Source organism: Salipaludibacillus agaradhaerens (assembly GCF_002019735.1).
In the GTDB taxonomy this organism is placed as follows: Bacteria; Bacillota; Bacilli; order Bacillales; family Salisediminibacteriaceae; genus Salipaludibacillus; species Salipaludibacillus agaradhaerens.
Genome location: NZ_KV917378.1, coordinates 4,197,802 through 4,217,860, shown reverse-complemented (window position 1 = coordinate 4,217,860; position 20,059 = coordinate 4,197,802). Strand labels below are relative to the sequence as shown.

At 36.4% G+C, this 20,059-nt stretch carries 23 protein-coding genes; 6 read left to right on the top strand and 17 right to left on the bottom strand.

The annotated features are described in order from the left end of the window. Positions 1 to 288: 288 nt before the first annotated feature. A complete protein-coding gene (locus tag BK581_RS19345) occupies positions 289 to 1,059 on the top strand; it encodes a hypothetical protein (protein WP_078579715.1) in 771 nt (256 codons plus the stop codon). 92 nt (positions 1,060 to 1,151) lie between these two features. On the opposite strand, the gene BK581_RS19340 is transcribed toward BK581_RS19345, so the two are convergent. From BK581_RS19340 to BK581_RS19330, 3 genes are all read right to left on the bottom strand, one after another. Then, positions 1,152 to 1,589: a hypothetical protein gene (locus BK581_RS19340; RefSeq protein WP_078579714.1), complete on the bottom strand. Its 438-nt coding sequence runs from the start codon at positions 1,587 to 1,589 to the stop codon at positions 1,152 to 1,154. A 305-nt stretch (positions 1,590 to 1,894) separates the two neighbouring features. Further along, positions 1,895 to 2,479, bottom strand: a complete 585-nt coding sequence (locus tag BK581_RS19335) for an NAD(P)H-dependent oxidoreductase (RefSeq protein WP_078579713.1) — start codon at positions 2,477 to 2,479, stop codon at positions 1,895 to 1,897. 12 nt (positions 2,480 to 2,491) lie between these two features. Continuing rightward, on the bottom strand, positions 2,492 to 2,929 hold the full coding sequence (locus BK581_RS19330) for a FixH family protein (protein ID WP_169837799.1): 438 nt from the start codon (positions 2,927 to 2,929) through the stop codon (positions 2,492 to 2,494). 112 nt (positions 2,930 to 3,041) lie between these two features. On the opposite strand from BK581_RS19330, the gene BK581_RS19325 reads away from it, so the two are divergent. Both BK581_RS19325 and BK581_RS19320 read left to right on the top strand, forming a co-directional pair. Beyond that, positions 3,042 to 3,569 (top strand): TlpA family protein disulfide reductase, encoded by a 528-nt coding sequence (locus tag BK581_RS19325; RefSeq protein ID WP_078579711.1) that lies wholly within the window; start codon positions 3,042 to 3,044, stop codon positions 3,567 to 3,569. Then, positions 3,566 to 4,261 (top strand): cytochrome c biogenesis CcdA family protein, encoded by a 696-nt coding sequence (locus BK581_RS19320; protein ID WP_078579710.1) that lies wholly within the window; start codon positions 3,566 to 3,568, stop codon positions 4,259 to 4,261. Before BK581_RS19325 ends, BK581_RS19320 begins: the two co-directional genes overlap by 4 nt. A 228-nt stretch (positions 4,262 to 4,489) precedes the next feature. Here the strand turns inward: BK581_RS19320 and BK581_RS19315 are convergent, their stop codons facing one another. Beyond that, positions 4,490 to 5,527: an EAL domain-containing protein gene (locus tag BK581_RS19315; protein WP_078579709.1), complete on the bottom strand. Its 1,038-nt coding sequence runs from the start codon at positions 5,525 to 5,527 to the stop codon at positions 4,490 to 4,492. 611 nt (positions 5,528 to 6,138) lie between these two features. Here BK581_RS19315 and BK581_RS19310 point away from each other — a divergent pair. Next, complete coding sequence (locus tag BK581_RS19310; protein ID WP_078579708.1) at positions 6,139 to 6,429, top strand: 4a-hydroxytetrahydrobiopterin dehydratase; 291 nt, start codon at positions 6,139 to 6,141, stop codon at positions 6,427 to 6,429. Between the two features lie 198 nt (positions 6,430 to 6,627). On the opposite strand, the gene arsC is transcribed toward BK581_RS19310, so the two are convergent. The 3 genes from arsC to BK581_RS19295 all read right to left on the bottom strand — a co-directional run bounded on the left by arsC (position 6,628) and on the right by BK581_RS19295 (position 8,218). Further along, entirely contained in the window at positions 6,628 to 7,047 is a 420-nt protein-coding gene (arsC, locus tag BK581_RS19305) for an arsenate reductase (thioredoxin) (protein ID WP_078579707.1), read from the bottom strand. 89 nt (positions 7,048 to 7,136) lie between these two features. Beyond that, positions 7,137 to 7,556, bottom strand: a complete 420-nt coding sequence (locus BK581_RS19300; RefSeq protein WP_078579706.1) for a GIY-YIG nuclease family protein — start codon at positions 7,554 to 7,556, stop codon at positions 7,137 to 7,139. Then, the gene (locus BK581_RS19295; RefSeq protein ID WP_078579705.1) at positions 7,553 to 8,218 is read right to left on the bottom strand and encodes a pyroglutamyl-peptidase I; all 666 of its coding nucleotides are present in this window, start codon (positions 8,216 to 8,218) and stop codon (positions 7,553 to 7,555) included. The genes BK581_RS19300 and BK581_RS19295 overlap by 4 nt, the downstream gene beginning before the upstream one ends. 228 nt (positions 8,219 to 8,446) lie before the next feature. On the opposite strand from BK581_RS19295, the gene BK581_RS19290 reads away from it, so the two are divergent. Next, positions 8,447 to 9,163 (top strand): Crp/Fnr family transcriptional regulator, encoded by a 717-nt coding sequence (locus BK581_RS19290; protein WP_078579704.1) that lies wholly within the window; start codon positions 8,447 to 8,449, stop codon positions 9,161 to 9,163. A 166-nt stretch (positions 9,164 to 9,329) separates the two neighbouring features. Here BK581_RS19290 and BK581_RS19285 read toward each other — a convergent pair whose 3' ends face one another. The 7 genes from BK581_RS19285 to BK581_RS19255 form a co-directional block, all read right to left on the bottom strand. After that, positions 9,330 to 9,935: a TetR/AcrR family transcriptional regulator gene (locus tag BK581_RS19285; protein ID WP_078579703.1), complete on the bottom strand. Its 606-nt coding sequence runs from the start codon at positions 9,933 to 9,935 to the stop codon at positions 9,330 to 9,332. Positions 9,936 to 10,294: 359 nt separating this feature from the next. After that, positions 10,295 to 10,921 carry a hypothetical protein gene (locus tag BK581_RS19280; protein ID WP_078579702.1) on the bottom strand — a complete coding sequence of 209 codons (627 nt, stop codon included), beginning with the start codon at positions 10,919 to 10,921 and terminating at the stop codon, positions 10,295 to 10,297. 161 nt (positions 10,922 to 11,082) lie between these two features. After that, positions 11,083 to 11,319 (bottom strand): hypothetical protein, encoded by a 237-nt coding sequence (locus tag BK581_RS19275; RefSeq protein WP_218247965.1) that lies wholly within the window; start codon positions 11,317 to 11,319, stop codon positions 11,083 to 11,085. A gap of 187 nt (positions 11,320 to 11,506) precedes the next feature. Further along, on the bottom strand, positions 11,507 to 14,932 hold the full coding sequence (locus BK581_RS19270; RefSeq protein WP_078579701.1) for an efflux RND transporter permease subunit: 3,426 nt from the start codon (positions 14,930 to 14,932) through the stop codon (positions 11,507 to 11,509). Further along, the gene (locus BK581_RS19265) at positions 14,929 to 15,384 is read right to left on the bottom strand and encodes a MarR family winged helix-turn-helix transcriptional regulator (RefSeq protein ID WP_169837796.1); all 456 of its coding nucleotides are present in this window, start codon (positions 15,382 to 15,384) and stop codon (positions 14,929 to 14,931) included. The genes BK581_RS19270 and BK581_RS19265 overlap by 4 nt, the downstream gene beginning before the upstream one ends. A gap of 441 nt (positions 15,385 to 15,825) precedes the next feature. After that, on the bottom strand, positions 15,826 to 16,443 hold the full coding sequence (locus BK581_RS19260) for a GNAT family N-acetyltransferase (protein ID WP_078579699.1): 618 nt from the start codon (positions 16,441 to 16,443) through the stop codon (positions 15,826 to 15,828). Beyond that, complete coding sequence (locus BK581_RS19255) at positions 16,436 to 17,002, bottom strand: hypothetical protein (protein ID WP_078579698.1); 567 nt, start codon at positions 17,000 to 17,002, stop codon at positions 16,436 to 16,438. Before BK581_RS19255 ends, BK581_RS19260 begins: the two co-directional genes overlap by 8 nt. A gap of 112 nt (positions 17,003 to 17,114) precedes the next feature. On the opposite strand from BK581_RS19255, the gene BK581_RS19250 reads away from it, so the two are divergent. Next, on the top strand, positions 17,115 to 17,702 hold the full coding sequence (locus tag BK581_RS19250) for a TetR/AcrR family transcriptional regulator (RefSeq protein WP_078579697.1): 588 nt from the start codon (positions 17,115 to 17,117) through the stop codon (positions 17,700 to 17,702). 808 nt (positions 17,703 to 18,510) lie between these two features. Here the strand turns inward: BK581_RS19250 and BK581_RS19245 are convergent. From BK581_RS19245 to BK581_RS19235, 3 genes are read right to left on the bottom strand one after another with little or no spacing between them, the layout of a single operon-like run. Further along, a complete protein-coding gene (locus BK581_RS19245; protein ID WP_078579696.1) occupies positions 18,511 to 18,774 on the bottom strand; it encodes a hypothetical protein in 264 nt (87 codons plus the stop codon). A 55-nt stretch (positions 18,775 to 18,829) separates the two neighbouring features. Beyond that, positions 18,830 to 19,303: a thioredoxin family protein gene (locus tag BK581_RS19240; RefSeq protein WP_078579695.1), complete on the bottom strand. Its 474-nt coding sequence runs from the start codon at positions 19,301 to 19,303 to the stop codon at positions 18,830 to 18,832. Next, positions 19,304 to 19,735, bottom strand: a complete 432-nt coding sequence (locus BK581_RS19235; RefSeq protein WP_078579694.1) for a disulfide oxidoreductase — start codon at positions 19,733 to 19,735, stop codon at positions 19,304 to 19,306. Positions 19,736 to 20,059 lie beyond the last annotated feature (324 nt).

Here is a 20,059-nt window from a genome sequence, read left to right as displayed (position 1 = left end):
ACCTTCCTTTACTTACTGCATTCAGATCTTAAGTGCTGCACCCACCGACTAACTCTTTACTATGCTCCTCATTCCTTAGTCTAATCAATACTTTTCTCTCTCTCAATAAGCTTTAGTCTATGACTTTTATATAATTTTTTTGTTATTTAGCGAATTATCTCTCCATCCCATTTCTTATCATATGATATTTCTAGTACAATAGTTATATAAATTCAATTGTGTTAAAATAATCAACGATACTGCCAACTAAATCTCCATATATTAGATGGTTTAAAAGAGGGTTCATAAATGAAACAATTTTTGATACTATCACTACTATTAGTGCTAACAACTACCGGCTGTACAACAGAACGTTTGAATAATACTACACCGTTACCAGAGATTACATCGATCGAAAAAATGCCTGTTAAAATGGCATTTCATTCTTCTCAAAATAAAGATAATTTTACAGAAATTTCCTTCAAATTAGAGCATGTTGATGATAGTACTATAAACAGTGAGGACTATCAACTTCAATGGCCAAAGTACATTTTAGATAATGAAGAGATCGCTTATAAAGTGGAGGACGTGAAAATGAGCGAAAATAGTCTTGATGACGAACCTCTCAATGATCATGAATTAGGATTCACCCTTCGCTTATCCCCTGCAGTCATGAAAGAGAGGGATAAGGTTATGTTACAAATACCTGTTTATGTTATTCCACGACTTTTTGAAGAAGGTTATCCATTTAATGTTAGAGAGCCTCATGTGGATCGTATCGTCACCGGTGACCTCGTCATAGAAGATTTAAAACTAGAAGATCGTGTAATAGAGTTTAATTTAATTGATAAACATCCCGATCATCAAGAACAAGATCTATCTTATTTATTCAGTCGGGTACAGGATAACGAATCAATTTACCCATTATTCTCAACAATTGAATCTGGAAGTGGCTCTTCCTATGTAAAATTAGAATTTGCTCAACCAATCTCGCTACCAGCTCGTTTCTCTGTGGAAAGAACAACAATTGAAATACCAGAGTGGCGCTTCCCATTCTCTATTCTCGTCAATCTTGAATAGTGTGATTAATTGTATCGGCCTTTACGTTAACTTTGCTAAAGCCGATGAAAAGGCATCGACTCAGTCGATGCCTTCTTTCTTACCCAGTATGATTACTCAAAATCATCATCGTGTTCCTCAGGAACGTAACCTGTAGCAGGCATGACACCATGACCGTGTTGAGGCATGTATTGAGGTTGACTCATCATTTGCTGCTGTCCTGGATGAGATGGATACCCTCCATAAGCTTGCATATCCTGCCAATTCATTTGCTGTGGATATTGCCCCATCTGCTGCATAGGTTGCTGCATTTGCATAGTTGTAGGCGTTTGATATAGTGCACTTGGATCGTAGCCCCCATGTCCCTGTTGTCCTGCTACAGCAGATGGATAATGAGGTTGTTGGTGCATCGGATAACCGTACATCGTCTGGTCTTGCATCGGCATCATTCCTTGAGGCTGTTGCATCGGGTGCGCACTATGTCCTGCCATCTGTTGGTGATGAGGGACATAGTGTGGATGTGAAGCATTTTGGTTACAATTGCACGCCATGTTTAAACCCCTTTCCTTAATTTAACGTCTCATGTCAAGCTGACACACTTCATAATATGAAAAGGGCGTATAATTGTGCATATGTTTAGGAAATTGGCCGTGCCACACGTTAGTTGGTTTAGTTAGATGCATCTTTAGCCGTGATTTATCTTTTATGCCAACCTGGTACATTGTAATTACTAAACCTTCAGCGTCCCAAATGTTTCCTAGTAAAAGCACACTCCTACCAATATTACGTCTATGCTTGTTTTAGCATTGCTATCACAACGATCAGCTTCCATTGCAAAACATACTTTTATGAAGTATCAACTGGATAGTTTATTAGTAAACTCACGAGTTGCTTGTAGCATTTTTTGGCGCGTTTCCTCAGAGACTTGAATCACATCTCCAAAATGTAAAACACCATCTAACGTTATCCCACAAAATTGAAAAATACTTTTATTTATTAACTCTACAGTATTCTCATATAAACCAGAAGTTTTAAAGTCTCTCTCTGGCGTCCCAGTAGTAAAAATGAGTGAAGCTTTTTTATCTTTTAACAGTGGAATAGGCTCTTCACCATCCAATTCATAAGCAAAACCATATGAAAATACCCGATCTATATAGCCTTTACCAATAGATGGAAACCCTCCCCACCAAAGAGGAAATATAAAAATGAGCCTGTCTGCTTGGCGGATATTATCGTGTTCCTGAGCAATAATTGGAGGATAAACTCCCTGTAAACTAGCTTCATATTCTTCCTTTGACAAATACGGGTTGAACCAATCATTACTTAATTTCAACACGTTTACATCGTGATTTTCATGTTCCAATTGACTAGTTACTTCTCGTAAAATCGCTCCATTGAAGCTATCTTCAGAAGGATGCATGAAGATAATAAAATAATTCATTTTAACCCCCCTCTAATGATTAGGCACTTCTCCTTTATCCGCATCAAACCCTCTCATATAATCTTCAGCCATTTCCCCTTCAGCATGAATATAAAATCTTTCAATGCTTTCTTCATCCTCTAACAAAGTGGTCACATCCACATACCACTCTCCTTCCATTGCAAGAGGTAATTCTACAGAATAAGTTCCATCATCATCCATTCTCATCGTCCCTGTCATTGGATGATTCATCCTTTCCATATTAATATGTATCTGTACATTATCAACTTCGATAGGCTCCCCAGTTTCATCCATTAACCTTACTTCGAAAGTATGAAATTCCCCTGTTTCAAAAGTGTCCCCGTCTTGTAAAAAGGTTACTGTTACATCAGATGAAGCTGTCGACCTACAACCAACTATTAATACTGTGACGATAATGGTAATTGTCATGAAATTGACGATTTTAAGCATTCTCCTCTTCCCCTCTATCATATAAGATAAAACTATCTTTATTATATAAAATGTAAGCTTTTACTGCTATCTTTAAACATGACGTGTAGCTCAAATTGGGGAGTTGAGAAGATTGAACAAAATAGGCGTTATTTTAATTATTTTTATTTTAGCAGGTATGGGGTATACTGCTTATTCATTTTTTTTCAATGACAGTTCTGAAAATGTTACAACCGTAAATAGAATTAATGGTGAAGAACCGATTAATTTAGAAAATTATATTGGACAGAAAAAAACGATCTTGCAGTTTGTTGCTGTGCCATGTGAATGTTGCAGCTACTCAATGCCATTTATTCAAGAATTCATCGCCAGTCAGAGTGACATTGAGGTCATTACGATCGTGTTTTTCGGCAAAGAAAGGGAAATCCTTGATAAGTTTGAGAATGAATATAAAGCGACTCATCTGTGGGGAGTTGACCCGAAGCGTGATTTAGCTAATTATTACAACGTTTCTGTCTCTCCAACTTATGTTTTTTTCGATGAAAAGGGGAACGAATTAGGAACTCATCCATATATTATCGCTACAAGCGAAGAGCTAGGGCAAAGGTATGAAGAAGCGTATGAATCCTATCATCATGAAAGTGATCCAGATAACCAATGACTATCTGGCTAGCTTTTTCAGCGGGCTTTTTATCATTCGCTTCAGCTTGCATCCTTCCCCTTATTCCTAGCTATATTGCCGTAATCACAGGAATATCACTTACTGATTTACACGGTACAAAAGCAACACGATTTAAAATCGTTCCTCGGACATTAGCCTTTGTAGTAGGGTTAATTATCCCTTTGCTGTTAATAGGAATGGGTGCAACAGCAGCAGGAAATTTATTTACACCTGCCTTTTCTGACTTTCTATCTCGTTTTTTTGGATTCATCGTCATTTTATTTGGCTTACATTTACTAGGCCTACTCAAATTTCAATTGTTCAATAAGGAAGTTCGGTTTCATAAAGCCTTTCAGAAAAAAGGTGGGCTTGTTAGTGTTGCCTTAATGGGCATGGCGTTCGGTTTCGGATGGACACCATGTATTGGTCCAATGCTCAGTTCTATTTTAATTATGGCTGCTGACTCAGAAACCATTTGGCAAGGGGGAGGTCTTTTAAGTGTGTATGGTCTTGGCCTCGGTATCCCGTTTATTATAATTGGTGTTGCAGGAAGTGCAAGTCTTACTGTTTTGAAATTTTTACAAAAACATATCCATGTCATATCCATCCTAAGTGGGGCGATTTTAATCATTCTGGGGTTACTGTTAGTTACGGGGAATATGGCTTACATTACCCCAACAATGAACTTGTAAACAGAGGAATAATTATCATCTCATTTAATAAAACAGTTTCTTATTTATAAACGCGAACACAGCCTTTTTTTCAATTAGACTATAAGATGCTTTTTTCAGTTTATGTAATATGTATACTAGAAAATATGCTGACATTAAGGTTTGCTCTGAGGTCATCATTACGAAGGTAATTGTTTAGTGTTAATTCCCGAGTAACAAAGGAGTACTATCAATACAGACAAACCTTAATTAAGCTGGATTTCTAATTGGCTTGCCGAAGTAAAAACCCTGTACTAAATCTACAAATGGCTCCACAGCTGCAAATTCCTCGGCTGATTCCACACCTTCAGCTAGTAAAATGATACCTAATTGCTGTGAAATATTTCGCAAGTATTTAATATCATTCATTTTCCTCTCACTTAAATGGCACTTATGAATAAGTGTTGGATCAATCTTGACATAATCAGGTACTAATTGCTTTAATATTTCATAAGTAGAATACCCTGCTCCCACATCATCTAATGCTACTTTAACGCCTTCCTGCCTATAAAATTGAAAGATATTTCTAAGATGGTTAATGTCAAAAATCTTTTCTGTTTCTACCACTTCAAAAACTAAGTCCGATGGATTCACACGGTAATCTTCTACGGCCTTAAATGTGCTTTTTAAACACTGGATAGGATCATTAATGGAAGATGGTAAAAAGTTAATGAAATACTTCATTCCCTCTGATAACATTTGTGCCCCTGTTCTTATAGCATTAATTCTCGATTGGCTATCTAACATATTCTGTAAACCAGCATGCTGGGCAAACATGAAAAGATCTGTTGGTACAAAAGGATAGACCTTACTGTTTGGCCGTAAAAGAAATTCATAACCGGTAATGATTCGCTCTTTCGATGAGATGATTGGCTGCATATAAGATTGAAATAGTTTTTCTTGAATTATTTTGACAAACGATGGATTCTCAATAATAAGAGAAAGCTGGCTAAGTGGAAGTGTTACTTTTCGATAATCGTCTGACCTCACTTCTCCTAACAAACTACCCTCATATACTTCCATTTGTTTATCGGTTAAAATCATCTGTACTAGCCCAATACACCGTTGAAGTTGAACCCATGAGGAATATTTAATTTGTAACCAGATGCCATCCAATACAAGCTCTACACCTACTACCACCAATCGTGCTTTCAATTGGCGAGCTATCATCTCATCCTCTATTTGGAGTAATAATCTCCCTTTATTCACTAATGGAATTTCCCCTCGATAAACACTTTCTGCTTCCACGTTAAACACCTACTTTCTGGAGTAATTCACACTACTTTATCTTGCCATACCTATTCTTTAAAACTAAACTCAGCAATTCCTTTATAAGGTATAGACGTTCATGCTAAATTGATAGCTATCATTACTTTCACTAAACGAAATTCAAATCACGCATAGGAAAACCCCACCCTTATGGCCGTCAATCTATCAAAAGCTAAGCTTCAATCAGTGGGAGTTTTCCTTCCCCCCCACTGATTGTTAGTTTAACTTATCGGAACTTTAGGGACAGTTTATCCCCCACCTTAACTTTTCGATATTCTTTAGTTTTCAGGCGGGGATTTTACTGCCTTAAGTGTGGGATAAACGATATCATGTTACGAAAATCCTTTCCTAACGATATATATTTCACTATAATATACAAAAGCAAAGGAAAAAAACACAGTCTTTAGAACTAGTTAGTCATTATATCGTCACAATTTCTTAAATTTAAATCTTTTTTTGGTTTTCATATATTTTTACATATCTTTTCTTTTTAGCTCTCTAGATAGCCAATAAAACTTTTGTTTGCCTTTTATTGAAATAGGAGATTTGATATGATGGCAATATATAATTGAAATGGGAGGCGATGAGTTGTGGTTTTATCACATGAAGAGATTCAAGCGAGTTTAAGAGATTCTCAAAAGTGGGAACTTGAAGATGAAACTTGGATAAAAAAACAGTACAACCTGCCAACTTTTCCGAAAGCAATGCAATTTATTAATGAAATAGCTGATTTGGCTGAAGACCGTCAGCACCACCCTTACATGATTATTAATCACACGACTGTAACAATTAAGTTAAGCACTCTTGACAAAGGTGGTTTAACTCAGAAAGATTTTGAAGCAGCTCACGCATACGACCGAACATACTTACGGTATACTTAACACTCATATTCAACTGTGTAATAAAACGTACCTTTATTCAGGACATTAGAGTTCCTTCTCTCCCGCCTAAATAGATTTATCTCTACTCTATTTTGAGACGGGCGTTTTATGAATCGTTTTCTTGTGCTGAAATATCACTAAAAAAGGCTCGTCCTAGAACTATGGACTGAGCCTTTTACTTATAATGATAACCCGTCATTATTTCCCTGTCTCTTTAAATTTTTTAATTCTGTCTCCTATCTCATCTCTTACAGTTTGGAAAACATACCACTTTTCGTCCTCAGTTCCTTCGGCTTTAGCTGGGTCATCAAAGCCCCAATGGACACGATCTTTATTTTTAGGTGTTGCTGGACAAACATCATTGGCATGTCCACATAAAGTCACAACTAAATCTGCTTTTTCAAGTAAGCCTTGATCAATAATATCTGAGGTCTGATTAGAAATATCAATCCCTACTTCATCCATTGCTTGAATAGCTTTCGGATTTACACCATGTGCTTCAATACCAGCTGAATAAACATCCCATTTATCACCCAAATAATGATTCCCCCAAGCTTCCGCCATTTGACTTCTGCAAGAATTACCTGTACACAAAAAATAAATAATTGGCTTCGTCATCATGTTGCCTCCTACTCATTATATAAGATTCCACTTATATATTAGCATGTTTATCCACACTTCAAAAGAAGACTGGCTGTATTTTAACATTAAGAGTTTGTAAAGGGCTGCGCGCTGAGGAGACAAGGTTGAAAGGGCGATGTCACTTTTAAAAAGTGACTGTCACATCCACAATCAGATGACCCTATTTTTTTCACTTCCACCGTCCCACCTGTTGCCTTTTGTACCAACTTTTTCAGAGCACACTCTCCATCACCCAGAGGAAAGGTACAAGCATTTAGCCATTCGGCGTATTCTCTAATATAATCTATGTGCCAATGCTTTCTTTTTTCCACTTTATAATGCCTTTCAACACGTTTCCGGATATTTCTTATTCCACTTCCAATATAGACGTAAAATCCTTCTGAAAAGTAGACTTCCCTTTTCCCTATAAGGATGTGCGTGTTGTGACTAAGTTTCAAATTTAGGACATATAATTGATGGTTATCATCTATCATTCCAATCGTCATATGCAATCACCTTTTACCTTATCGTTATCATCAAAGATATACTCGTTCATTAATGTATTAATAATCACACTTAACGCCTTTTGTTGTGTTTCAATTGCCATCGTTGATAAGGCTGGATTATTCACTGCCATGTCAGGGGTAGCTGGTACATGGATAAAGCCTGCCTGTATGTTCATTTCCTTCAATTTAATATGATATAAGAGGGAATATAAGGTAGTGTTACATATGTAGGTTCCTGCGCTATTAGAGATATAAGCTGGAATAGACTGCTTTTTCAAGGCTTGATATAGGCGCCCTAATGGAAGAGTAGCAAAAATACCATCAGGACCACCTTCAACTATGACTCTATTAACAGGACGATCTCCGCTATTATCTCCTATACTACCTTCTCCCGCAGAATCCTGAAGATTGATTGCAATTCTTTCAAGGTTTATAGCTGATCTACCTACTGCTACACCTAAACAAATTACAAAGTCTGGGTGATAATCCTCTACTTTCTTTATCAATTGTACGTCGCATTCTTTGTAAACGACCGGCAGTACTAATGTCTCTAATGTCACATGTTGTCCAAAGCCCCGTTTAGATACCCAGTTAACTAAATCACTAGTGGGATTTCGGGTCATGCTACCAAATGGCTCAAATCCACTAATTAGTAATCGCAAATCACATCACATCCTTTCCCTCTCTATTTTCTTCTTAAATGTCATAAATTGCAAGACTTCAATTAGTCTGCTATATATCACACTAAGACTTCAGTTACTAACCATATGAAAATGTAATAAAATATTCTTTATTTAACCGTTATGCCTTATTTTCTATGTGATAGGATAAGCATATGACCTGTTTATTAACATCTAAGAGGTAACAACTATTAGAGGGGTGAAGAACCTATGCCTATCGCCGATAAAAAACTGGACCGCCTGTCATTCTATGATTTGATCCCTGAATCAATGCAGGAACTGTTAGTTAAAGAAGGAACAGAAGTTTCTGCGAACAAAGAGAGTATCATCTTTTATGAAGGCGAGGTTCCTAAACATATTTATTTTATTTTAGAAGGTCAAGTAAGACTTACTAAAACATCTGCAGAAGGAAAAGTTTTTTTCCTACAAAAGAAAAAACAGTATGATCTTCTTGGGGAACTGAGCATATTTAATTCATTAAAATATCAATATAATGCAGAGGTAACCCAAGGAGCTTTGCTGTTACGTTTTACTTGTAACCAATTAGAGCGTCTTCTCATAGCTCATGAAGAATTGGCGGTAGCATTTATGAAATGGCTCTCCAAAGAAAACCAAGTCATGATGGCTCAATTTAGAGACCTTGTTTTCTGCGGAAAGCAAGGCGCTGTTTTTTCTATTTTAGTGAGGCTATCTAATGAATATGGCCAACCAGTCTCTCAAGGGATTCTTATTAATCGTAAAATAACGAATCAGGAACTAGCTAACTATGTAGGAGCCACAAGAGAAAGTATTAATAGAATTTTAAAAAGACTTATTAAACAAAAAATCATCTCTGTAAATACAAAATATATTACAATTCACGATTTGCCTTTCTTACAAGCTCATTTGCGTTGTAGTCATTGCCCCTTTGAGGAATGTACAATTTAATCACGTCACTAAATTATCTATAACGCTCAATAACAGACGGGAATTTTTATCTTAAGTCCTTCGCATAATTCAGCAATAGTTTCTTCACGCAAAAAACGAGACAGGTAAACATTCTTGTCTCGTTTAACACTAGTCATTTCATCTACCTTTATCACTTTTATTTTAATTAAGGTTCTCGTACTTCTAGTCCTCGCACGAATAACGTAACACTTTCTTCTATAAAAGATTCCAAGGGCATATGCGAGACTTTTTGTCCACCAAGATGGCGGGCAATAAAGAAACCTAAATTCATCCACAAAAAATTCATCGCTTGAGCCTCCACATTACAGTCTACCATCTTTCCTTGCTTTTGCATTTCTTTAAAATAATCTACTAAATACATTTTAAGCCTTTTAGGATTTTCTGATATTTGTTCGCCAATAAAAGGATGCGTGTGTCTTTCTTGATAGGAAAGAAGCACAATTTTATAATTGTATTGATTATATTTATGATAGGTTTCGCTTACTCTCTTTAAATCTTCCTTCAAATTATAGCTAACATGATCATATAGTATAGCTTTCATATCAATTAAATAAGAGTGTGTTTCTACTGCTCTCTCCAAGAGAGCTTGCTTTGTACCAAAATGTCTAAACAGTGTCATTTCACTGAATCCAGATTCAGCAGCAATTTCCTTCGTTGTAACTGCTTTAAACCCCTTTTTTTCCATGAGATCAATCGCCGTTTCGAGTATTATCTCTTCCGTTGTCATCGTTGCATTACCTGTCTTAACCATTGAACTCACCACCTGGATGTCATAATGTGCATCTTTTCACAAATGATAGTACTGACTCACATCTTATCTTTATTATAAATAAGAATCACGCGTTGTGACGCGTTAATTAGTTACAATTCCGTATCATCTCTATGACAAATTCATGAAATCTTATTTTCCTATTGCTCAGTGTCCTCTAGAGACAAATGAGTTTATCTGGTGAACATCTTTCTATAACTATTAAAATTTAAAGTTTGTCCCAATGAAAGATGATGTCTCCATTTATGAAGGAAAAAGCCCACACTGCGATAGATTTTTATATCGTGTTAACCACATAAAAAGCTGGTTTAAAATTAAACCAGCCTTTTCCTTACTTCTTATTATTGTACATATCGTATGGAGGAAAGTTTCCATTCCTCTTCAAATGAAAATACAACTTCAACCCCACCGTCATACTGGAAACCATCGTCGGTTAATGTATACATAGCATAATCACTCGTATAATGTGTGTCATCCACTAATGAAAAACCCCTCTGGGCTATGTAAGGAACAGGGTCAAATTGTAAGTAGTGCATCGTCCTATCTATGCCACTATCGTGTTCCATTATATTTAAAGCTTCTAATTCATGATCAATGGTCACATTTGAAGCAAGCATCGTTTGTAAATCATCATGATTTCTTTCATGCATGTATTCAAAGATGTCTAACAATTTCTCCTCTATTTCCACTCGCAATGCCAGTTCGTCTTCATGCTGCTCTTCTGTTTCAATCGCTTGCTGTTTATATGTTAAAATGTCGTTCTTTAAGCGCCTATTTTCTTCTTCTAATTCTTCTATTTTCTGCCGTTCATCTTCCAGTTGTTCAGTCAATTTCTTATTCGTAGAAACAAGAGTACTAAGATCATCAGATTCATCTATTTTCTCTGTCGATCCTTTCTCATTATCATTACAAGCTGCAAGGATAAGGAAAACACACCCTATAAAAGCAAAGAGATTACTCTTCTTCATTATCCATTCCCCTTTTACGGATAAGGCTCTATTTAGCCATTTTGTAACTACTATAGTTTATCACTATGTGCTAGTAAATGAAAAGTTTTTTTAGAACAAGAAAACCAACTTCATTCGACATGAAGTTGGTTTTCGCCGCAAGGCTCTGCTCCTCATTCCAGTTAAATCCAGAAAAATGCTGCTCCTAAAGCGAATCCGCCAATTGCTGCTAGTGCTATCGGAATGGTATAAAAACCGTATCCATACCCTCCAAAATCACTTGTCGGTTGCAAATAGACATGATGTTGGTCCACATGAACAATTTTTCCGTAATATTTTCTACCGCACAAGTCTGTTATATGCACATGCCTACCTTTGTACCTGTTACATATATCAAAATAATATTGCATCTGACTCACGTGCTCACCTCCTCAACATCTTCATAATAGTGTATTGAGAAGGATGAATTTTGGTTGGACAAACGCCTTAAATTACTTATTTTACACGGAATTTACCGATAAAAGGGTATTTCCCCTGTTTTGAACATCCTTTTGATCATAAAAAAAGAGGAAGGTTTTCCTCCCTCTTTCTCACAAAGCATCATCATTATTTATCGCGGTTGTTTTTATTTTTTTCTATTATCTCTTCCAAAGCGTGCAATAGATCCTCCTTACTCATTTCAGAAATATTGTCCTCGTTTTTTACTGGTCCATGGGTGCCAGATGGCTCAACTTCTTCCACCTCAGAATCACCTTTATGTGAGTCCTCAAGCTTCTCACTCTCTACTACTTCTAGGTCATACTCATTAAACGGACTTTCATCAGCTTCTTTATAAAATTCGGAAAGCTGTGGTTCTGATAGATTTTCTGATCCATTAGAAGGTAATTCGTAATGTTGTCTTGCACGCCCCTGCTCGTCTGTGTATTTATCTTCCAACAAATAGGCAGGAATGCGTTGACCGTCAGGCATCATATATTTTCTATTAATAAATCGTGTGTCCTTATCAAACAGACTATATATGACAGGAATCAATATAAGCGTTAAAAATGTTGAACTGATCATGCCACTAATCACTGTAATGGCCATCGGCTGCTGAATTTCTGTCCCTTCACCGATTCCTAAAGCCAGTGGCACTAAACCTAAGATAGTCGTTAAGGCCGTCATTAATATTGGTCTTGCCCGATCTTTAACTCCTTCAATAATGGCTTCATAGCTGCGATATCCAGCTTCTTTTCGTTGATTGATATAATCAACGAGAACGATCGCATTGTTAACAACAATCCCTACGAGCACAATGAGACCGATAAATGCTGTCACACTAATAGGTGTTAATGTTACTGTTAAACCAATCGCTACCCCAATGATGACTAATGGAACAGTAAACATGATAACAAATGGGTATCTAAGAGATTCAAATTGGGCAGCTAATACGAGATAAACAAACACAATCGCTAAAATTAAGGCAAGTGTTAAATCACTTAAGGCATCCTCAAGTAACTGCTGATCACCTGTATAACTAATCGTTGTTTCATCAGGCATTTCATAATCATCTATGGTTTCAACAACTAATTCATTTATTTCTCCTAAGTTATAATCCGCACCGAACGTAAGAGAAAATTGAACTGCCTGTTCCTGATTTGCACGGTTTATCGTTTCAGGACTCGTTCCTTCATCAAAGTCAGCTAAATCACTTAAAGCTATATACTCACCCTCATTATTACGGATAAGTAACTCTTCCAATGCCTCAGAACTATCAATATATTCATCATCATAACGTACGTGCACTTCATAAATATCATTTTCAGCCGTCACCACTTGAGTCGCAAAGACGCCCCCCGTTTTTTCGTTAACAGCTTCGGCAATTGCAGCTGGTGTTAGTCCTGCTTCTCTAGCCGCTTCATCATCAATCGTTAATTGCAATTCCGGTATCGTTTCTTCAAGTGAGTTTGTGACGTCTGTGAATTCATTCATTTCATTGAATTCTTCTAACAAATCATGAGCTACTTCTTCCAGGCGTTCTGGATTAGAATCACTAATATCAAACGTGAAGGTATTCGGATCCGTTCCTAGTGAATCCTCGACTTGCATTGAAATATCAGCATCAGGAGCTGCTCGTTCAACATCTCTACGAATAGTATCAATAAATGCCATCGCGGACGTATCTCGATCGGCTATCGGAACAAGGGTGACATAAATAACTGCTTCATGTGCGGTACTTCCTCCGCCCATTTGCATACCACTACCAGAGGAACCCGTTATTGCAGTGTAATGTTCTATTTCTGCATAATCATCTAATATCGACTCAATCTCTTGAACATCTTCATAGGTAACCTCTAACGTTGTACCTGCTTCATTCTCCACTTCGATTTGAAAAAAGCTTTCGTCGGTAGCAGGCATAAACTCTGTTCCTACTCTTGATACTCCAAAGACACCGGCAATTAAAAGAACAAATGTTATTAAGAAAACAATCAATCTATTCTTAAGTGCCCATCTTGTTGAGCTATCAAAAAATCCGATAAATCGGGAATCCCTTCTTTTTTCTTCAACTGCTTCTGTTGGTGCTTTAAGCCAGCGACTAGCAAGCATCGGCACGATAGTTAAAGCTACGAAGAGTGATGCTACTAAACTGAAGGAGACGGTCAGAGCAAATTCTCTAAATAGATTTCCGACAATTCCAGAAATAAATACCACTGGTAAAAAGACAGAAATAGTCGTTAATGTGGAAGCTGTAATAGCTGTAGCTACTTCCTTAGTTCCTTCATAAGCAGCTTGCTTTGGTTCTTTTTTCATAGCTAAATGTCGATAAATATTTTCAATAACAACGATAGAATTATCGACCAACATCCCGATTCCAAGGGCCAAGCCACCCAGCGTCATAATATTTAATGAGAAGTTAGAGAAATATAACAACACAAAAGTGACAATGACAGAAAACGGTATAGCGATACCGATTAACAAAGGTGTTTTAAAACTTCTTAAAAAGGCGAATAGTACAAGCATAGCAATGATTCCTCCGCCAAGAAGTGCTATCCCTACACTTGATATAGCCCTATCCACATAATTGCCTTGATCAAACAAAATATCTGAATCAATATCGCTATATTGCTCCTCTTCTAGTAGCTCATCTAATCCGTCTCTAAAGTCTCGAGATACTTGAGACGTATTAGCATCAGCCTGCTGCTGAACGCTAACTAAAATAGCATCTTCCTGATTCGTTTGCGTAATGACATCAATGGGTTCTGGTGCTATTTCTACATTTGCTACATCAGCGAGGGTAATATCATCTCCTGATTCAGTATCAACCGTTAGAACAATATTTTCTACATCTTCAACGCTACCTAACTCAAATAAAACACGGGTTGAAATATCTGTATCACCATCTGTTACGACACCTCCTGGCGCAGTAACATTGTGTGTTTGAAGAACTTGAATCACGTCGGTGTGATCAAGCCCATAGGCCTCCAGTTCATTTTGATCAAGAGTAATGGCAATCTCATCAATTGCATCTCCTAAAAGGTCAATTGTTGCAACGCCTTCAATTCGAAGCAAATCAGATTCGAGCTCCTGAACAAGGCTATTTAAGTCTGCATCTTCGGTACCAGCTGATAAAGAAAGCTGAATGATTGGAAACTGCGAGGGGTCAAATTTTAGAAATTGTGGCTCCCCTGCTCCCGATGGTAGGGCTGTTTGGTTCATCCTGCTTATAATATCGTTCTCTACATCATCTATGGAGGTTGTCCATGAGAATTCTAGAATAGTCATGGAGGAACCCTCCATGGAGATACTGCTAATATTATTTAATCCTGAAATAGTTGATAGACTGTCCTCCATAGGCTTTGTAACTCTATCAACTACTTCCTCGGGGCTAGCATCATTATAGCTTGTCACAACTGCTGCCATAGGTGCATCAATATCGGGTATAAGCTTTAACGGGATATTGGTTAAAGAAACAAATCCAAGTATTATAAAGAGTGTCATTGTGACCAATGTAAAAACTGGCCTTTTTATTGAAAAGCCGGTTAAATGTCTCATTTGGAATCCTCCTCCTGTGCTTTATATATAATGTCATTTACATGTTTCAGAGCATCCCTAATATTTACTAAATGATTTTCATCCATTTTCGTTAAATATTTAGCCGCTATCTTTCTACGTTTATCTTGAAGTTCTTCGAGTAGTGCTTCACCTTCACTTCCTAATTTAAGTATAGTACTCCGCCTATTAGTTGTATCAATTTCTCTTGTTACTAAATGCATCTGCTCCATTTTTGTTATCATTTGGCTGATGGCACTAGCAGACAAATTCATGTAATAAGCTAAGTCTTTGACATGATTAATGCCATTGACACCAATTAAATAAAGTATTAGCTGTTGGTTCTTTGACATTTGTTTGTTTGCAAACTCTGAATTGAATTCATAATTAAGTCTCAAATTAATATCCACAAGATATTTTTCAATTTCATCAAACACGTCATTTAAATGATTCATAAAACACCTCATAAATTATTAAGAAATTAAACAATTAACTTTTTTAACTATAAGCATGTCATACTAAAATGTCAATCAAAAAGAAGTACCACTGTTAAAGATAACTTTGGAATGTTCTCGGTTGGACCTCTTTACTCCAAGACCAGATTTAGTGTTAAAATAGCACATTTATATCTCTACAAAAATGGTCATGAATTAACTTGGAGTCTTCGTTCTGACTCATCCTGTTTAGATCACTTTTATCAGTATAAACAAGTGTTTTTTGATAACATTTCTTAGGCTTAATGTTTTTAGTAAGTGAAAAAAATAGGGCTTGAATGACTTTTGAGTGACAGGTGTCAAAGTCGATACAAGATAAATTAAATAATGTAACATTAGACGATTGATTTATAAAACGAACCTTCAATCAGGACGTTAACCTCCGTTATCTGTGATAAAAGGCTACTTGTTAACACTCTTTTTACTTCTGAACATTGTATAGATCATTATTTCGCCCAGTCTATCCTCACTTATCAATTGATAGCCGAACGATCTATAAAAGGCGATATTATCTTCATTCTCTGTATCAAGTGCAATCCCTGTTGTTAAAGGATCATGATCAACTATCTCATGAATGGCATCAAGTAGACACTTTCCTACCCCTTTTCCTTGTTCTTTATGATTCACTCCAATACAAACTAAATAATGATGCCGCTCTGTTGGACGTCGGGCACTTATCATTTTCATATAGTAATTGATTTTTTTGAATGCCCTCCACTTTACCTGAAAAGTCAATTGCAAGATAAGCAAAAATAACTTTATTTGTATTAAAACTGACTTAATAGTTTTTGTCGCTTGTGGTTTTTCAACGCATGCTAAGCCTTGCAAAAGATCATTTTCTTTTTTACCTATGATTAACTGTTCCTTTATTTGCTGATATGTTAAAACGAAATGAAAAAACTTAGTGATATCTGCTTTTGAATGACTTGCAAATAAATAGGTGAATAAAGGGTCATTTGAAAAGGCTGTTCCTAATAATGTACTAGACGCTTTAAAATTATGCCTGCTAATTTTAACCATGTAGGGCCTTCTCACTATGATGAGCCACGGCAAAACTATAAATTACTTTAATCATAAACATCATGTAAATAATTAAAAGAATATTTTCAATCCTCTCACTTATAAGGAATATGCCTATTAGCCCTAAAGTCAATAAAGCCCCTGCCAGTGCTTTTTGAAATGACATTGTCCTTAACAAATTTATAGCGATAGCAGATGCTATTGTGTAACCCCAGACACTGAATGCTAGTGCCATTGAGCCTCCAAGTACCCATGCACAGAGCACTGGTTGTATATGAATTGCGATAAACACCCATCTACCCAATGGCCTTGTTTGATAATAGGTATCTGTCCCAAACGTAAAATTGGCTATGACACCTCCTGCTATATCAATGTATAAAAGAAGTAATACAATGTTTTGATACCATGTAAGCGCCATTAAAAAATCTTTTGTCACCACACTGACAATTATTCCTGAAAGTACTGTGAAGAAAATAACAATAGCTAAGTCACTTTTTTTCTGCTCTGTACCAAACAATTCATGAAAAAATTTAGGTATATTTACTTTTCCCTCATTCATCGCAATTCCTCCCTTATTTTATGTAATACCATCATATTACTAACCGTCCGATCGGTCAATATTAATTTTGACCGATCGGACAGTTAGTGATATATTATAATGGGTGATATAAATGGACGACTTAAGAAGAAAAAAAGGTATAGAAACGAAAAAACGTATACGTATTGCCACCACTACTATCCTTGCACAAGAAGGTATGTCTGGTTTAAGTGCCAAAAAAATAGCAGACGAAGCTGGCATTAGCAAAAGCAATTTATTTCATCACTTTCGTTCCCTAGATGACATATTAATTGATCTTTTTGAAAGCATTACTTCAGAAACAGCACACACCTTATCCAATTTTGAATTTGAAACATTAGAGGAATTCTTTCATATGTTAGGTGAATTAACCCTTCAACTTTCAGTGGAAAAAGAGGAGACTTTCATCGCTATGTTTCATTACTTTAATTTTGCATTGACCAATCCTGATTATAAGGTTCGGATAGATAAACTAAAGCAACATCTAATCAACATCTTCAGTGATTATATCCGTTCAATAGAGCCAATATCACATGCGGCATTAACAAACATTGCAGAAAGCATTGTCATTACACTTGATGCATTTGGTATGCATTATTCATTAGACCGTAATAAAGAAAAATTTTTGCACCAATGGCACATACAATCAGATTTCTATTGTCACTATTTAAGGAACACTTAAGTAAAGCAAAAGGTCTCCAATTGGAAAAAATTATATCTATATGCTAAATAGGGAGTTGAATTGATTTCATAATGAGAAGGGAGATAAGGACGCTAATGTCCTGATTGACTTAACTGCCAATCAGGGGGAGAAGCACGACGACAACACCCACTGATTGAAGATTCGTTTGATTTAATATGCGAAGATGAAACTGAAACGCAGCCTGAAAATCCACTTTTACTTAGATTTACCGAGCAAAAGTTAGCTGAAGACACCCCCTCCAGAGAGTGTCCGTCTGAAATGAAGGTCACGATCATTATTCGAATGCGTTGATATCTTTTTTTGAATGATGATATTCATTCAGTTAATAAAAACCATAGTCCCTAAAAAAGAGACTATGGTGATTTGACTTCTATGAAAATATCATTCAATGACTTCCTCTTAACCTCCTGCTGATTCTCTCGCGATGAGGCGTCAAAGATAATGGCTGTGTTCTCGCATAAATCCTTACTCTTTTCTGAGAGAGTACAAAATATGTTTATTGTTCCGTGTCCTCGAAGAAAATCCATCGACACTTCCCTCTTTAGCTAAATAGGGCACTAAAACCCTGTTACATCATTATTAAGAGCTTCAGACTTCGCTGACCGTTCCTTTATTGCAGCCCTTTTAAACACGAACATTTGGATAGACACATTTAATCATTGTTCGCTCGTCTATTGAAAAATCAATTTTCGTATTCATCAAATGATTTTTTACAAAGGAAATGATTATCTAATATAATATTATTTGAGAAAGAGGTATTAAACTGATTTTTTTATACCAGTAACTCTCACAACAATAATACAGCTATCCCTAATGAAATACAGCCTAAGACAACTAATTGTATTGACGCTACTTGGCGATTCTTCTCAAACGATTTCCAAATAATAATGTAAACGCCAAGCATCATTGCCATAAACAAAATACCTTCTACCATTGGATTTAAACCAGCAGTATCCCTTGTTGAATGCTGATATACACTAAAATTAGCTAAGATAGCTACCGTCCAGCCAAGAAATATAGCTAAACCAATCCACTTTAACAATTTCTCCATAGGCTCCTCCTTGCTAGTTAGTACTTACCTTTAGTATTCCTAAATAAGACACTGTTTAATCTGTTAAAACAACTTCTTCAAAGAAACGTTCATAGCCCTCTGCCTCTAGCTTACCTTCTACCCGGGCTACTTCCTCTCCATTTTCATAATGAACAACCATAGGTGTCGCTCGAATATTATAGTCATTCCTACCTTCTTCGAATTCTAACAGGTTAAATAATTGTAAGTCTACACCCATTTCTTCTGCCTTAGGGACGAGTATTGGCGTAGCTAAATTACAGTATTCACATCGCCCACTATAAAAATAAATAGTCGCATCTTCGCCATTAGCAAGCTTGTCCTCTAATTCATCTGGGAGAATAATATTTTGATACAGAGGATCATCCAATTGCTCAACTGTTTCATTATGAAGAGTCTTCTTTCCAAACGGGTTGCCTTGAGCTGTCTGGGTGTTTTGATAATGCGTTAGAAAACCGATAGCACCAAATAACACCACAATAATACTCCCAAAAATAATGAGTTTTTTCATTTATTTGTCACTCCTTGTAGTTTTAATCGTCATAATCATGAGGATAGAAATAATAGTAAAAGCTGTTAAAGCAAGAAATGGAATTGTGATAAAGCCAAAAACATTGATGTATTCATAATTACATGGGATATAACCACATGCTTCCCCTGCCTCAGCTAAAAAGGATAGCTTTTGTACAGAATAATGATATAAAGAAACCCCCATTCCAATCACTGTCAATGGCAACGTATAATACGCTTGCTTAGCATCTTTTTTGACAGCTGCAATACCGAGCGTAACAACTAACGGATACATAAATATACGTTGTACCCAGCATAATTCACATGCTACGTATCGCTGAATTTCAGAAAAATATAAAGAGCCTAGTGTCGCGATTAAAGCCATTCCCCAAGCTCCTAAAAGTAGATACTCAACCTTTTTTGCAGCAGTCAACTTTAGTCCCTCTTTTCGTTTAATAGTTCTTTCATTTCTTAATAATTAATGTATCCAAAAAATCGCTTTTTTGCAAAAGATTAAAGGCGCTTCCCAATAGTACGAATCTGGCCTTTACCATAGAAAAACCTTCAATCAGTGTGAGTGGGAATGGTCGTCGTACTTCTCCCACTGATTGGCAGTTGAGACAACCAGGACATCGTTATCTACCGCCTAGATAGATTTATCTCAGCTCTATTTTGATGCGGGCGTTTTTTCGGACGGTTATCTGTGATAAATTGTCTCCTTAGTTTAAGCTTCCTTTAGTGTAAAGAATAATTCTAT

Excerpts from the sequence above, each read along its gene's own strand:
- BK581_RS19345 (WP_078579715.1), top strand. The coding sequence starts at position 289 with ATGAAACAATTTTTGATACTATCACTACTATTAGTGCTAACAACTACC.
- BK581_RS19340 (WP_078579714.1), bottom strand. The coding sequence starts at position 1,589 with ATGGCGTGCAATTGTAACCAAAATGCTTCACATCCACACTATGTCCCT.
- BK581_RS19335 (WP_078579713.1), bottom strand. The coding sequence starts at position 2,479 with ATGAATTATTTTATTATCTTCATGCATCCTTCTGAAGATAGCTTCAAT.
- BK581_RS19330 (WP_169837799.1), bottom strand. The coding sequence starts at position 2,929 with ATGCTTAAAATCGTCAATTTCATGACAATTACCATTATCGTCACAGTA.
- BK581_RS19320 (WP_078579710.1), top strand. The coding sequence starts at position 3,566 with ATGACTATCTGGCTAGCTTTTTCAGCGGGCTTTTTATCATTCGCTTCA.
- arsC (WP_078579707.1), bottom strand. The coding sequence starts at position 7,047 with ATGACGAAGCCAATTATTTATTTTTTGTGTACAGGTAATTCTTGCAGA.
- BK581_RS19300 (WP_078579706.1), bottom strand. The coding sequence starts at position 7,556 with ATGACGATTGGAATGATAGATGATAACCATCAATTATATGTCCTAAAT.
- BK581_RS19290 (WP_078579704.1), top strand. The coding sequence starts at position 8,447 with ATGCCTATCGCCGATAAAAAACTGGACCGCCTGTCATTCTATGATTTG.
- BK581_RS19285 (WP_078579703.1), bottom strand. The coding sequence starts at position 9,935 with ATGGTTAAGACAGGTAATGCAACGATGACAACGGAAGAGATAATACTC.
- BK581_RS19280 (WP_078579702.1), bottom strand. The coding sequence starts at position 10,921 with ATGAAGAAGAGTAATCTCTTTGCTTTTATAGGGTGTGTTTTCCTTATC.
- BK581_RS19270 (WP_078579701.1), bottom strand. The coding sequence starts at position 14,932 with ATGAGACATTTAACCGGCTTTTCAATAAAAAGGCCAGTTTTTACATTG.
- BK581_RS19265 (WP_169837796.1), bottom strand. The coding sequence starts at position 15,384 with ATGAATCATTTAAATGACGTGTTTGATGAAATTGAAAAATATCTTGTG.
- BK581_RS19260 (WP_078579699.1), bottom strand. The coding sequence starts at position 16,443 with ATGGTTAAAATTAGCAGGCATAATTTTAAAGCGTCTAGTACATTATTA.
- BK581_RS19255 (WP_078579698.1), bottom strand. The coding sequence starts at position 17,002 with ATGAATGAGGGAAAAGTAAATATACCTAAATTTTTTCATGAATTGTTT.
- BK581_RS19250 (WP_078579697.1), top strand. The coding sequence starts at position 17,115 with ATGGACGACTTAAGAAGAAAAAAAGGTATAGAAACGAAAAAACGTATA.
- BK581_RS19245 (WP_078579696.1), bottom strand. The coding sequence starts at position 18,774 with ATGGAGAAATTGTTAAAGTGGATTGGTTTAGCTATATTTCTTGGCTGG.
- BK581_RS19240 (WP_078579695.1), bottom strand. The coding sequence starts at position 19,303 with ATGAAAAAACTCATTATTTTTGGGAGTATTATTGTGGTGTTATTTGGT.